The sequence below is a fragment of the Treponema bryantii genome (assembly GCF_900111035.1).
GTDB lineage: Bacteria > Spirochaetota > Spirochaetia > Treponematales > Treponemataceae > Treponema_D > Treponema_D bryantii_C.
In genome coordinates this window covers 229,405-243,930 of sequence record NZ_FOFU01000002.1, presented here as the reverse complement: position 1 = coordinate 243,930, position 14,526 = coordinate 229,405, and the positions used below count along the sequence as shown (strand labels likewise).

11 protein-coding genes and 2 tRNA genes are annotated in these 14,526 nt (G+C 42.0%); 11 read left to right on the top strand and 2 right to left on the bottom strand.

Annotation, left to right across the window (positions count from 1 at the left end; translation table 11 throughout):
* Positions 1–138: 138 nt before the first annotated feature.
* Both radA and epsC read right to left on the bottom strand, forming a co-directional pair.
* Complete coding sequence (radA, locus tag BMY21_RS04385; protein ID WP_074641274.1) at positions 139–1,485, bottom strand: DNA repair protein RadA; 1,347 nt, start codon at positions 1,483–1,485, stop codon at positions 139–141.
* A 266-nt stretch (positions 1,486–1,751) separates the two neighbouring features.
* Positions 1,752–2,621, bottom strand: coding sequence for a serine O-acetyltransferase EpsC (gene epsC, locus BMY21_RS04380; protein ID WP_074641272.1), 870 nt, complete (start codon positions 2,619–2,621; stop codon positions 1,752–1,754).
* A gap of 222 nt (positions 2,622–2,843) precedes the next feature.
* Between epsC and BMY21_RS04375 the strand changes: the two genes are divergently transcribed.
* The 11 genes from BMY21_RS04375 to rpoC all read left to right on the top strand — a co-directional run bounded on the left by BMY21_RS04375 (position 2,844) and on the right by rpoC (position 14,388).
* Positions 2,844–2,916: transfer RNA gene (locus BMY21_RS04375), tRNA-Thr, on the top strand.
* 45 nt (positions 2,917–2,961) lie between these two features.
* Positions 2,962–3,138 carry a 50S ribosomal protein L33 gene (gene rpmG, locus BMY21_RS04370; RefSeq protein WP_074641270.1) on the top strand — a complete coding sequence of 59 codons (177 nt, stop codon included), beginning with the start codon at positions 2,962–2,964 and terminating at the stop codon, positions 3,136–3,138.
* A 39-nt stretch (positions 3,139–3,177) separates the two neighbouring features.
* A tRNA-Trp gene (locus BMY21_RS04365) sits at positions 3,178–3,250 on the top strand.
* 21 nt (positions 3,251–3,271) lie between these two features.
* The gene (gene secE / locus BMY21_RS04360) at positions 3,272–3,454 is read left to right on the top strand and encodes a preprotein translocase subunit SecE (protein ID WP_074641269.1); all 183 of its coding nucleotides are present in this window, start codon (positions 3,272–3,274) and stop codon (positions 3,452–3,454) included.
* Between the two features lie 12 nt (positions 3,455–3,466).
* Complete coding sequence (nusG, locus tag BMY21_RS04355) at positions 3,467–4,045, top strand: transcription termination/antitermination protein NusG (protein WP_074641267.1); 579 nt, start codon at positions 3,467–3,469, stop codon at positions 4,043–4,045.
* A 157-nt stretch (positions 4,046–4,202) separates the two neighbouring features.
* Positions 4,203–4,634: a 50S ribosomal protein L11 gene (rplK, locus tag BMY21_RS04350; RefSeq protein WP_074641266.1), complete on the top strand. Its 432-nt coding sequence runs from the start codon at positions 4,203–4,205 to the stop codon at positions 4,632–4,634.
* 1 nt (position 4,635) lies between these two features.
* The gene (rplA, locus tag BMY21_RS04345) at positions 4,636–5,313 is read left to right on the top strand and encodes a 50S ribosomal protein L1 (protein WP_074641264.1); all 678 of its coding nucleotides are present in this window, start codon (positions 4,636–4,638) and stop codon (positions 5,311–5,313) included.
* Positions 5,313–5,828 carry a 50S ribosomal protein L10 gene (gene rplJ, locus BMY21_RS04340; protein WP_074641262.1) on the top strand — a complete coding sequence of 172 codons (516 nt, stop codon included), beginning with the start codon at positions 5,313–5,315 and terminating at the stop codon, positions 5,826–5,828. The genes rplA and rplJ overlap by 1 nt, the downstream gene beginning before the upstream one ends.
* A gap of 152 nt (positions 5,829–5,980) precedes the next feature.
* The gene (gene rplL / locus BMY21_RS04335) at positions 5,981–6,361 is read left to right on the top strand and encodes a 50S ribosomal protein L7/L12 (protein WP_074641260.1); all 381 of its coding nucleotides are present in this window, start codon (positions 5,981–5,983) and stop codon (positions 6,359–6,361) included.
* A gap of 172 nt (positions 6,362–6,533) precedes the next feature.
* Positions 6,534–10,091, top strand: coding sequence for a DNA-directed RNA polymerase subunit beta (rpoB, locus tag BMY21_RS04330; protein WP_074641258.1), 3,558 nt, complete (start codon positions 6,534–6,536; stop codon positions 10,089–10,091).
* On the top strand, positions 10,084–14,388 hold the full coding sequence (gene rpoC, locus BMY21_RS04325; protein ID WP_074641257.1) for a DNA-directed RNA polymerase subunit beta': 4,305 nt from the start codon (positions 10,084–10,086) through the stop codon (positions 14,386–14,388). Before rpoB ends, rpoC begins: the two co-directional genes overlap by 8 nt.
* The last annotated feature ends 138 nt before the right edge of the window (positions 14,389–14,526 follow it).

Below are 14,526 nucleotides of genomic sequence, written 5' to 3'. Positions count from 1 at the left end.
GCGCCTTATGGCGCGTTTTTTGTACCCAAATACGTGACCGGAAGCCAAGTTTACGTTTATTTTATGATAATTAAGTGTGTCATAATTACGCAGTTTCTATAAATAAAATGACACACTTTAGGTTAAAAGTGCACGCTTTTAGCGGAAAATAGTCTTAATGAGTGTTTTTATGTCCGCAATTCCCTGGTTATTGCCGTCCTGTGGGGATAAAATCTGGTTGAAACCAAGGCTTTCTGCGGCTTTGATACGTTGTTTTGCTTTATTTACCGGGCGGATTTCACCTGCGAGGCTTAATTCCCCGAATACTGCGGTGCCGTTTTTTACCGGAATATCAGTTCTGGCAGAATAAAGTGCTGCTGCTAAGGCTGCATCTATGGCACTTTCGCTTAATTTTATGCCACCGGCAACGTTTACATATATATCCTGATCGGAAAAACACAGTCCGCATCGTTTTTCGATGACGGCAGCAACCCTTGCAACTCGTCCGGAATCAATTTTTTCACTGTAAATACGTGAAACACTGGCTTTTGCAGGTACTGTAAGGGCCTGAATCTCTACTAAAAAGACTCTGCTGCCTTCAAAAACTGGTGTACAGGCTACTCCGGCAGGCTGATTTTCTTTTCTCTGGGTTAAAAAGAGAGATGCGGGATTTAAAACAGGTGTTAATCCTTTTTCACTCATGCTGAAAATACCTATTTCATCTACAGAACCAAAGCGATTCTTCTGTGCATGAAGGAATCTTATGTCATCTGCATTGCGTTCGAACGAAATTACAGTATCAACCATGTGTTCAAGTGACTTTGGACCGGCGATTGTACCTTCTTTTGTCACATGAGCTGTCATAATAAGCACTGTATCACGTTCTTTTGCCCAGGAAATGAACTCATTTGCACAATATTTAAGCTGATTAACGGTACCAGGTATAATTCCGGCTTCTGCGCTGTATATTGTTTGTATAGAATCTATAATAACAAAGGCTGGATTAAGTGAATCTAAGGCATCTAAAGAGTCTTCCAGGCGGGAAGTACATAAAATACTGATTCCATTGCAGGAAAGTTCCAGTCGGTCAGCTCTTTCTTTTATCTGTGCAGCTGATTCCTCGCCGCTTATATACAAAACTACTGCTCCAGACTGTGCAACACTGGCTGCTGTCTGTAAAAGCAGAGTAGATTTTCCGATTCCAGGTTCTCCTCCAAGCAGGATTGCAGAACGTTTTGTGGCTCCGCCTCCTAAAACACGGTCAAATTCGTCTATTCCTGTAGAAAGACGGCTGTTTTCCTGTGCTTTTACCGACGCAAGACCGACAGGCTTTTGCTTTTCAACTGCTTCACTGCCACGTCCTGCGGGTGTAACATTGTTTTTGTCGATTATGATTTCTTCAAGAGAATTCCATTCTCCGCATTCCGGGCAGCGGCCAAGCCATCTTGGTTGTGTATAACCGCAGTTAGAACATCTGTAGCTTACAGATCCACTTTTTTTTGCCATAGTACCTCATTCGGTCGGATTTTTTTAAGGAATTTTTGTGAAATTTTCACAAAACTATTGACATCTGAATAAGATGGTATTATATTAAAGTCAGCTTGTAAATAAGCTGATAAACTCTCTCCGATGTCCAGCAACGCTGGACGGCAAGGTTCCCTTTTAGTGTTACTGTCTGGGAACCTTGTTTTTTTAACCTGTGTAAGCCCGCTGGCGGGCGTTGTTCAATAGCAGACCGTTAAAAAAATTGCGAAAGCAATTTTTAGGTCTACCTATCCTTGTGTAATTACTGATCCGGCTGCCACGCTTTCTGTAACCCAGGTGTTACCGCCAATGGTTGAACCGCGGTTAATAATAGTTTCACCACCGAGAATTGTTGCATTTGCGTAAATTGTTACATCATCTTCTATAGTAGGGTGTCTCTTCTTGTTCTGAAGATTCTTTTTAACACTTAAAGCACCAAGTGTTACCCCCTGATAAATCTTAACGTTTGTTCCAATAATACAGGTTTCACCAATAACAACACCAGTTCCATGATCAATAAAGAATGATTCACCGATTGTTGCACCTGGATGAATATCAATACCAGTCTTGCCATGAACGTGTTCACTCATAATTCGAGGAATAATAGGAACACCGTTTTCATAAAGGAAATGCGCAATACGGTATACAAGAATTGCTTCGAGACCAGGATAAGAAAGAACAACTTCTTCGTTGCTTTTAGCAGCAGGATCGCCATTAAAGGCTGCTTTTACATCAAGCTGAATCTTGCGGCGGATTTCTGGTATTTCTTCTATTAATGCAATAGCTGTTTTTTCAGCCAGCTTAAAACAATGTGATTCTGCAATATTATTGATTTCGTCATGTGTGCAGGTCTGGGCCTTTGTATAAATCAATGCCTTCTGAATTTCGCGTGTCAGATTAGCGATTATATTGTTTACTTTCTGTCCTGTAATGTAACGGATATTTACTGAATCAATATCTTCTGCAGTTTTAAAGCCTGGAAAAATTACAGTCTGAATATCAGAAAGAATCGAAACTACATTCTGTCTGTTTGGAAAATCTTCGGTATGGTTTCTGTTGATGAGTCCGTATCTGTCATAGGAATCCAGAATTCCATCTATCAGCATATCAATATTCATAGAAAACCCCATTGTTTTAAATGATGATAAATAATATCATAGAATATATAAATATTCTATCTATATATTCTATAGGTTTATAGAAATAAAAGTTATAAAATTTATGAAAAATTCAGGTGAAATTTCATAAATTCATGAAGAATTTTATTGACTAAAATTATTTCTTAGTTTATATTCGTAGAACGCATGTTTTCTATGAGTTAGTGTGGAATACTGCATGATGCCCCCGTAGCTCAGTTGGTAGAGCACCACATCGGTAATGTGGAGGTCTGCAGTCCGATTCTGCACGTGGGCTTTTGAAATTGAAAATTTTTTGAGCGAATATATTTAGGAGTTAAATATGGGAAGCAAGAAGAAAGGTGCTGTTGAAATTATCGCTTTGCAGTGCACAGAATGTAAGAGAAAGAATTATACTACTTACAAGAACCGTAAGAACATCACAGGCAAACTTGAGAAGAATAAGTATTGTCCATGGTGCAAGAAGAGCATTCTTCACAAAGAAACAAAAGCAAAATAATTTTTGATATTTATCCGGCTTCGGTCGGTTTAGATATATAGGGCAGTAGTTCAGCTGGTAGAGCAGCGGTCTCCAAAACCGCCTGTCGTGGGTTCAAATCCTACCTGCCCTGATTTTATAAAGGAAAGGTGTTATGGCTAAGGTAATTCAGTTTTTTAAAGAAAGCAGAGCAGAGTTGAAGAAGGTTGTATGGCCTACTAAAGATGATGTCATTTCTTCAATTAAAGTTGTTATCATCTCTACAATTGTAGTAGCTGTAATACTTGGTTTACTTGATCTTGGTTTTTCTCAGCTGTTCCGTATTGTAATGAAATAGGACGGTAAAGGGATGTCTAAAAGCTGGTATATTCTTCATACCTATACTGGATATGAAGGAAAGATTGAACGTACAATAAAATCACTTCTTGAAAAATATCCAACAGATAAGAATGCGGGAATTGACCCTGAAGTTGTAATTGATGTAAGGGTTCCTGTTGAAGAAGTTGTAGAAATCAAAGACGGTAAAAAAAGAACTCGTTCTAATAAATTTCTTCCTGGTTACATTATGCTTGAAATGGATCTTCCAGAAATTGGCTGGAAAGATACTTGTGCTAAATTGTACAAGATTCAGGGTGTAACTGGTTTTGTTGGAAATGTAAGCCGTCAGAATCGTCCAATGCCAATCACAAAAGATGAGGCTATGAATCTTCTTCAGAAGTCTGGTGTTATCAAGGGTGATAAGCAGGTTCGTGTACGTCAGTCATTCAATGTTGGCGATGTAGTTAAGATTGCCGACGGTCCTTTCGCATCATTCACAGGTACTGTAAAAGAAATCAATATGGAAAAAGAGAAGCTTAGTGTTGAGGTTCAGATTTTTGGTCGCCCAACTCCAGTAGAAGTAAGCTTCCTTCAGGCTGAAAAAGCCTAAGTTCTTTATAATTTATATTTAGCAAATTCAGGGGTTTGTATCCCAAGTACAAACCGTTTGATCCTGTTTTTGGGAGAGATGCAAGTCCGTTGGACATAGGCATTTCGTTAGAAAGACTTCTATATGAAGCTTTCACACCAACATTGGGAGAAATAAAATGGCTACAAAGAAAGTAACTGCCGTGATCAAATTGCAGTGTCCTGCAGGAGCAGCAACACCAGCTCCTCCAATTGGACCAGCTCTTGGACCTCACGGAGTTTCAGCTCCAAAGTTCGTTCAGGAATTCAACGATCGAACTAAGTCAATGGAAAAAGGTCTTGTAATCCCTGTAGTAATTACAGTATATCAGGACAAATCTTACACATTCATTCTTAAAACTCCTCCAGCAGCAGTTCTTATTAAGAAAGCTTGTAAACTCGACAAGGGTTCAGGAAACCCTCTTCGTAACAAGGTTGCTACTCTTTCTAAGAAAGACCTGGAAGAAATCGCTAAGACAAAGATGCCAGATATCAATGCTAACGATATCGAAGCAGCAAAGAAAATCATTGCCGGTACTGCTCGCAGTATGGGTGTAGAGGTGGAGCAGTAATATGAAACATGGAAAGAAATATAACGCAGCTGCTGCAAAGTATGATCTTTCAAAGAAATATGATGTAGCTTCAGCTTGTAAAATGGTTCAGGACATGAAGTTTGCTAACTTCGATGAGACTGTAGAAGCTCACGTAGTACTTCGTCTTGAGAAAAATGCTACTGTACGTGATACATTGGTATTCCCAAATCAGTTCAAGGGTGAAAAGAAAGTTCTTGTTTTCTGTAAGGGAGACAAGGTAAAGGAAGCTCTTGATGCTGGTGCTGCTTTCGCAGGTGAAGAATATATCGAAAAGGTAAAGGACGGCTGGTTGGACTTCGACGTTGCTGTTGCTACACCTGATATGATGAAAGACGTAGGTCGTCTTGGTATGGTTCTTGGACGCAAAGGTTTGATGCCTAACCCTAAAACTGGTACTGTAACTCCTAACGTAGCTCAGGCTGTTGCAGAACTCAAGAAGGGTCGTACAGAGTTCCGTGCTGATAAGACTGGTATCGTACACATTGCTGTTGGTAAGTGTTCTATGGATACAGATAAGCTTGTTGCAAACGTAAATACTCTTCTTTCTGAAGTAAGCAAGAAGAAGCCTGCTGGTGCAGCTGCTGGTTTTGTTAAGTCTGTTTCTGTAAGTTCATCTATGGGCCCAGGCGTATGGGTTGACTATAAGGAAGGCGAATAATGGCAGTAAGAGCAAAGAAAATTCAGCCAGCTAAGGCTCAGGCTATTGAAGAAGCAAAAAAGACATTTGCTGATTACAGCGACTTCATTTTCGCTGACTATCGCGGTCTTACAGTAGAGCAGATTACTGCTCTTCGTGATAAACTTCGTGAGAAGAATGCTGTGCTTAAAGTTGTAAAGAACAACTTCGCACGTATCGCTTTTGAAGATATGAAAGTAGAAAATGTTGCTGACTATCTCAAAGGCCCTACTGTAGTAGCAATGGCTAAAGAAGATTCTAACGAAGTTGCAAAGGTTCTTTTCGACTTTGCAAAAGATGCTCCAGCTCTCGCAGTAAAGGGTGCTAGCATCGCTAATGAAATCTATGACCAGGCTAAGATTGAGGCTTACTCAAAGGTTCCTGGAAAGAAGCAGCTTTACGCTATGCTTATGTCTGCAATGAACGGTCCAGCTCAGAAGCTTGCCGCTACATTGAAGGCTTATGCAGACAAGAAAGCAGCAGAAGGTGCAAACTAATTAGTTTGACTTTCAAAACAACAAACAATAACACACTTCAGGCTTCATAGCTGTCGACTGTCGTGTGTAAAATGCAGAACGGCTCAGTTGAGCTAAAACTGCGGCCACCTGAAAGGTGGAAAATATAACTAATTTATAGTGGAGAAGACAATATGGCAGCTCTCACAAATGATCAGATTCTTGATGCAATCGCATCTATGTCAGTTCTTGAAGTTTCAGAACTCGTAAAAGCAATGGAAGAAAAATTCGGCGTAACAGCAGCAGTAGCAGTAGCAGCAGGTCCTGCAGCAGGTGCAGCAGCTGGTGGTGCTGAAGAGCAGACAGAGTTCACAGTAACTCTCGAATCATTCGACGCAGCAAAGAAGATTCCAGTAATCAAGGCTGTTCGTGAAATCACAGGTCTCGGACTTGGTGAAGCTAAGGCACTCGTAGAAGGTGCTCCAAAGGCTCTTAAAGAAGGCGTAAGCAAGGCTGACGCTGACGAAATGATCAAGAAGATCGAAGAAGCTGGTGGAAAGGCTAGCAAGAAATAAGTCAGAATAATCTGACAATCTATCTATAGGGGATGTCTGGCATGTAAAAGTGTCGGGTATCCCCTTTAGTCGTATTTATGGCATTTTTTTATATCGGTGTTTTCTGTGCTGTGCGGAGTTTCCAGCATGTAGCAGTTAACAAACCGAAACACAATATCATCAGGGGGATCTGATGTTCGCAAAGACTCGAACAATCAACCGTCAGAATTATGGAAAGGCCATCCAGCACGCTATGGATGTTCCTGATCTTATCGCAATCCAGACAAAATCGTATGATGATTTCCTTCAGGCAGGAGCCTTGAAAGAGCAGAAAGAAGTTCTTAATCAGGGACTTCAGGACGTATTTACTTCAACATTCCCTATCGAAAGTCCTAACGGCGATATGTCATTGGAGTATGAGTTTTATGAGCTCGACTGGGAGAACCAGAAGTTCACCGAGTTGCAGTGCAAGCAGAAGGGACTTACTTATTCGGTTCCTTTAAAAGCCCGTATCAATTTGAATTTCCTTCAGACTGGAGCAATCCTCCAGAAAGATATCTATATGGGCGACATTCCGCTTATGACAGACCGTGGTACATTTGTTATCAATGGAGCTGAACGCGTAGTTGTTTCCCAAATTCACCGTTCGCCTGGCGTAATTTTCTGCCATGACAAGGGTGTTTACTCAAGCCGTATTATTCCGTACCGCGGATCTTGGCTTGAATTTGAAATTGACCAGAAAAAAGAGCTTATTTTTGCAAAGATTGACCGCAAAAAGAAGATTCTTGGTACAGTATTCCTTCGCGCACTTGGTTATTCAACACGTGAAGAAATCATCCGCTGCTTCTACGATGTAGAAGATGTAAAAGTTGTAAAGGGTGATGAACTTGTAGACAAGGTTCTTGCTTCTGCAGTTCTTATTAAAGATGAAGAAGGTAACGAAAAGAGACTTTTCAATGCCGGAACAAAGCTTCATCCACATGATATCGATGACCTCGTTGCAAACAAAATCGAAGAAATCTGCGTAATCCGTTTCGATACACGCAGCAATTCTAATGGTGATGAAAAGAATACTTCTCTCGATTCACAGATGATTATCAACTGTTTCGAACGTGAGGAAGTTAAGTTTGTAAAAGAAGGTTCTGTAGATAACGAACCAACTAAAGAAGATTGTCTCGCTGCTGTATATGCAATCCTTCAGCCAGGTGAGCCAATGACAGTTGAGCAGGCTGAAAAAGACCTCAACTCATTGTTCTTCTCTGAGCGCCGCTATGACCTCGGTCGTGTTGGTCGTTACAAACTCAACAAGAAGTTTGATTACTCAGATGATGTAAAAGACTTCACTCTTATTAAGGATGATATCATCAACACAATGAAGTTCCTTATCAAGGTTTACATTGGTGAAGAACAGATTGACGATATCGACCACCTTGGAAACCGCCGTATCCGTTCTGTAGGCGAGTTGATGACAAATCAGCTTAAGTCTGCATTTGCAAGAATGGAACGTATTGCTAAGGAAAGAATGAGTCTCAAAGAAACTGATACAATGAAGCCACAGGATTTGATTTCTATCAAACCTATCGTAGCTGCTATCAAAGAGTTCTTTGGTTCATCTCAGCTTTCACAGTTCATGGATCAGATTAACCCTCTGGCTGAACTTACTCATAAACGTCGTCTTAACGCTCTCGGACCTGGTGGTCTTTCTCGTGACCGTGCCGGCTTCGAAGTTCGTGACGTACACTATTCACACTATGGACGCATGTGTCCTATCGAGACTCCTGAAGGTCCGAACATCGGTCTTATCGTATCTCTCGCTATGTACACACGCATCAATGATTACGGATTCCTTGAAGCTCCATACCGCAAGGTAGTAAACGGAAAGGCTACAAACGAAGTTGAATACCTTTCTGCTATGGATGAGGATAAGTACTACATTGGTCAGGTTGTTGAAGGTATGAAGAAAGATGGTTCTTTCCCAACTGAAACAATTTCTTGCCGTAACCGTGGTAACTATACTCAGCGTTCTCCAAAGGATGTACAGTATATCGACGTTTCTCCACGTCAGGTAATTTCTGTATCTGCTTCTTTGATTCCATTCCTTGAGCATGACGATGCTAACCGTGCGCTCATGGGTTGTAACATGCAGCGTCAGGCTGTACCTCTTCTCTTCCCAGAACCACCACACGTTGGTACTGGTATGGAAAGAAAGTGTGCTTATGACTCTGGTGTTCTTATCAAGGCTAAGCATGATGGTGAAGTAATCTTCGTTTCAAGTGAATTGATTAAGGTTAAAGTTGATGGTTCTAAGGCAGTTGATGAATACAGCCTCCTGAAGTATCAGAGAACTAACAATGATACATGTAACCACCAGCGCCCTACAGTTAATGTTGGTGAAAAGGTAAAAGCAGGTGATGTGCTTGCTGATGGACCAGCAACATTCAACGGAGAGCTTGCTCTCGGACGCAATATTCTCGTAGGATTCGTACCTTGGAACGGATACAACTATGAGGATGCTGTACTTATTTCTCAGCGCGTTGTTCGCGAAGATATGTACACTTCTATCCATATTAAAGAGTTCCAGATTGAAATCCGTGAGACAAAACTCGGACCAGAGCGTATTACACGTGATATTCCTAATACAGCCGAGAAAGCTCTTGCTAACCTCGACTCAGAAGGTATCATCCGTATTGGTGCTAAGGTTCGTTCTGGAGATATCCTTGTTGGTAAGGTTACTCCAAAATCTGAAACAGAAACAACTCCAGAGTTCAAGCTTTTGAACTCAATTTTCGGTGAGAAGGCTAAGGAAGTTCGTGATTCTTCACTTCGCGTTCCACACGGAATTGAAGGTGTTGTAATTGATATTCAGCAGATGAGCCGCCTTGAAGGTGACGATCTGCTCCCAGGTGTAGATAAGGTAGTTAAGGTTCTTATTGCTAACAAGCGTAAGCTTCGCGAAGGTGATAAGATGGCCGGACGCCACGGAAACAAGGGTGTTGTTTCTCGTATTCTCCCTGTTGAAGATATGCCATATCTCGAAGATGGTACTCCACTCGACGTTTGTTTGAACCCACTTGGTGTACCTTCCCGAATGAACATCGGACAGATTCTTGAGTCTGAACTTGGTATTGCAGGTAAGTACCTCAACCAGTTCTTTGAAGTTCCAGTATTCGAATCACCTTCTCAGAAGATGATCGAAGCTAAGCTCGAAGAAGCTAACAAGGCAGTTGCCGGAACAGGACTTAAGATTTCTACAGACTGTAAACAGATTGTACACGACGGACGTACAGGTGAACCTTTCGTAAACCCAATCTTCGTTGGTGTTATCTATTATATGAAGCTTCATCACCTTGTTGATGACAAGATGCATGCTCGTTCTACTGGTCCTTACTCTCTCGTTACACAGCAGCCTCTTGGTGGTAAGGCACAGTTTGGTGGTCAGCGTCTTGGAGAAATGGAGGTTTGGGCACTCGAAGCTTACGGTGCTGCTAACACACTCCAGGAAATGATGACTATTAAGTCTGATGATATGAACGGACGTTCTAAGATTTACGAATCTATCGTTAAGGGCGACCCTTCATCTCCAATCGGAATTCCAGAATCATTCAACGTATTGGTACAGGAACTCCGTGGTTTGGCTCTTGATTTCACAATTTATGATGCTAAGGGTAAGCAGATTGCTCTTACAGAACGTGATCAGGAACTGATTGACAAGAATGCTTCCGGTTTTGATAAGGAGGATGCAAATGCGTGATGTGCAGGATTTTGACAGCTTAAAGATTAAACTGGCTTCTCCAGAGACTATTCGTTCATGGTCTTATGGTGAGGTAAAAAAGCCTGAGACTATAAACTACAGAACTCTCCGCCCAGAGAAAGACGGTCTTTTCTGTGAAAGAATTTTCGGTACAACTAAGGAATGGGAATGTTACTGCGGTAAGTTCAAGTCTATCCGTTATAAGGGTGTAATTTGTGACCGCTGTGGTGTTGAAGTTACTCACTTCAAGGTTCGCCGTGAACGTACAGGACACATTGAGCTTGCAGCACCTGTAAGCCATATCTGGTACTATCGTTCAGTTCCAAGCCGTATGGGTCTTTTGCTCGACCTCCAGGTTGCAGCACTCCGTTCGGTTTTGTACTACGAAAAATATATCGTAATTGATGCAGGAGATACTGACCTTAAGAAAGGACAGCTCCTTACAGAAGAAGAATATCAGGAAGCATTGGAGCACTATGCAGGTTCTGCTTTCACAGCAGATATGGGTGCTGAGGCTATCAAGACTATGCTTGAACGCCTTGACCTCGATGAACTTGCTGCAGAACTCCGCGCAAAGATGATTGAAAAGGGTGCTAAGTCTGACAAGAGACTTCTCCGCCGTATTGAAATCGTTGAGAACTTCCGCGCTTCTGGAAACAAAGTTTCATGGATGATTCTGGACGTAATTCCAGTTATTCCTCCTGAGCTTCGTCCAATGGTACAGCTCGATGGTGGACGTTTCGCTACATCTGACTTGAACGACCTCTACCGCCGTGTTATTAATCGTAATAACCGTCTTAAGAGACTTCAGCAGCTTTCTGCTCCAGACATCATCATCCGCAACGAAAAGCGTATGCTTCAGGAAGCAGTTGATGCATTGTTCGACAACACAAAGAGAAAGCGTGCTGTTAAGGGTGCTTCAAACCGCCCACTTAAGTCAATTTCTGACCTGCTCAAAGGTAAGCAGGGACGTTTCCGCTTGAACCTTCTTGGTAAGCGTGTTGACTACTCTGGACGTTCGGTAATCGTTGTTGGACCAGAATTGAAGCTCTGGCAGTGCGGTCTTCCTACAAAGATGGCTCTTGAATTGTTCAAGCCATTCCTTATGAAGAAGCTCGTAGACAAGGACGTAGTATTTAATATTAAGAAGGCTAAGGCTCTCGTAGAGTCTGAGTCTCCAGAAGTATATGCAATTCTTGATGAAGTAGTTAAAGAGCACCCAGTTATGTTGAACCGTGCGCCTACACTTCACCGTCTTGGTATCCAGGCATTCGAACCTGTACTTGTAGAAGGAAAAGCTCTTAAGCTTCACCCACTCGCATGTAAAGCTTTCAACGCCGACTTCGATGGTGACCAGATGGCTATTCACGTACCACTTACACAGGCTGCTCAGATGGAATGCTGGACATTGATGCTTTCTGCCAGAAACCTCCTTGACCCAGCTAACGGTAACACAATCGTTGCTCCATCTCAGGACATGGTACTTGGTATCTACTATATGACTGCTATCAAACCTAATGCTAAGGGAACAGGCAAGCGCTTCTCTACACCAGATGAAGTACGTATGGCTGCTGAACTTGGTGCTATTGAATGGCAGGCTCTTATTAAGGTTCCAGCTCCTAAGGATTCATTCGATGCTGATGCTCTTAAGGTTAAGGGTGATGACGGATTCCTTGGTGGAACTCAGACATTCAAGAAGGGTGATCTTATTGAAACTTCAGCAGGACGTCTTGCTTTCAACGAAGCAATGCCTGCAGAAATTGAATATGTAAACCGCCAGATGTTCGATAAGTCTTTGAAGAAGATGATCGAACATGTATATCATACAAAGGGTTCCTGGCTCACAATCCAGATGCACGATGCAATCAAGGATGTTGGTTACAAGAACGCTACATTCTACGGTGCAACACTTTGTATGAAGGATATCCTCGTTCCTGATGAAAAGCCAGAAATCATGGCACAGGCTAACAAGGATGTTGAAGATATTATCAACCAGTATGGAAAGGGTGTTATTACAGCAGAAGAAAGATATCAGCGTGTAACAAACATCTGGGCTCGTACTAACGAAAAGCTTACAAACCTCATGATGGATAATCTTGAGAAAGATAAGCAGGGCTTTAACACAATCTACATGATGGCTAAGTCTGGTGCCCGCGGTTCTCGTGGACAGATTTCTCAGCTTGCCGCAATGCGTGGTTTGATGACTAAGCCTAACGGAGATATTATCGAGCTCCCTATTAAGTCAAACTTCTACGAAGGACTTTCCGTTATTGAATACTTTATTTCAACTAACGCTTCTCGTAAGGGTCTTTCGGATACAGCGCTTAAGACAGCCGATGCTGGTTACATGACACGTCGTCTTGTTGATGTTGCACAGGATGTAGTAATCAACGAAGAAGACTGCTGTACAATCAACGGTATTGACTACACAGCTATCAAAGAGGGAGATGAAATTAAGGTTCCTCTCAGCAAGCGTATTGAAGGTCACTATACAATTGAGCGTGTTGTAAACGCTAAGGGTGAATTGATCTGCGACGTAAACCAGTACATCGACGAAGCTATGGCTAAGAAGATCGAAGCTGCTGGTGTTGAAAAGGTTAAGCTCCGCACAGTTCTTACATGTGAAGCTAAGCACGGTATTTGTGTTAAGTGTTATGGTAAGAACCTTGCACGTAATAAGATTGTTGAAATTGGTGAAGCAGTTGGTATTATCGCTGCTCAGTCAATCGGTCAGCCAGGTACACAGCTTACACTTCGTACCTTCCACTCGGGTGGTGCGGCTGAGATGTCAACAAACGATAACAAGATCGTTCTTAAGTTCGATGCTTTCATTAAGAATATTGAAGGTACACACGTTGTTAAGAATGACAAGTGGCTCTTTACACGTAAAGGTTTCATGACTGTTATCCGTATCCTTGATAAGATTAAGTTCACTTCAGAAGATGAACTTCTTATTGAAGATGGAAAGAGCCTTATGCGTGGTGACCCAATCCTCAAGCACAAGGGCAAGGAAGTTATTGCCGGTGTTAACGGTAAGGTTGTTAAGGGCGACGGTGTAATTTACATCACAAGTAAAGAGCAGAAGATTGAAATCTCTAACGGTTCTACAATCTTCACAAAGGCTGGCGCTATGGTTAAGAAGGGCGAAGTAATTGGTGAATTCGAACAGTTCATCGAGCCTATTCTTGCAGAAAGTGACGGATACATCCACTTCGAAGACGTAATCGTAGGTTCTACACTTGAAGAGAAGGTTGACCTTCAGACTGGTAAGACAGAACGCTACATCACAGATCTTCACCTTGATGTTAAGCAGCCACGTATCATCATCACTGATGAAGCTGGTAACCCACAGGGTAACTACTTCCTCCCAGCTGGTGCCATCCTTCTCGTAGATGACAAAAAGCCGGTTAAAGCTGGTGATATGATTGCTAAGATGAACAAGGAAGCACAGAAGTCACAGGATATTACTGGTGGTCTTCCTCGTGTATCTGAACTCTTCGAAGCTCGCAAACCAAAGAATCCATGTGTACTTGCACAGATTTCTGGTACAGTTGAGTTTAAGGATGTTCGCAAAGGAAAGCGCGTAATTTCTATTACTGATGAATATGGTAAGAAGTTCGAGCACCTTGTTCCAATGACAAAGCGTATGCTTGTACGTGATGGCGATAAGGTAGAAGCTGGTGAACAGCTCTGTGCCGGATCTCCAAATCCACAGGATGTACTTGCAATCCTCGGTGAAAACGCTCTTCAGAATTATCTTATGGATGAAATCCAGAACGTTTACCGCCAGCAGGGTGTAGACATCAATGATAAGCATATCGGTATTATCGTACGCCAGATGCTCCGCAAGATTGAAATCGTATCTGTTGGAGATACAAAGTTCATCTTCGGTCAGCAGGTTGATAAATATAAGTTCCATGAAGAGAATGAGCGTGTAATCGCTGCCGGTGGACAGCCAGCTGTTGGACGTCCAATGTTCCAGGGTATTACAAAGGCTTCTCTTGGAGTTGACTCATTCATTTCTGCAGCTTCATTCCAGGAAACAACACGCGTTCTTACAAACGCTGCAATTTCTGGTGCTACAGATGGACTCCATGGAATCAAGGAAAATGTTGCAATCGGTCATATGATTCCTGCTGGTACAGGTATCAAGAATTACAAGGACATCAAGCTGTTTGATGACAGCGACCGTGACCTTGACGCTCAGATGAACGAGATTCTTGAACGCCGTAAGCTTGAGGCTGAACAGGAATCACAGCTTGAAGAACCAAGTTTTGAAGCTGATGATAATGACTAATTAAATAGTCATAAAACTTAAAAAAAGCGCGGTGGTGGAGAGGAATTCAAAGCCACTGCGCTTTTTTACATGAAATTCATAGAATTTCAAAGAATTTGTATTGAATTCATTTTTTGAATTTACTATAATCGTTAAACC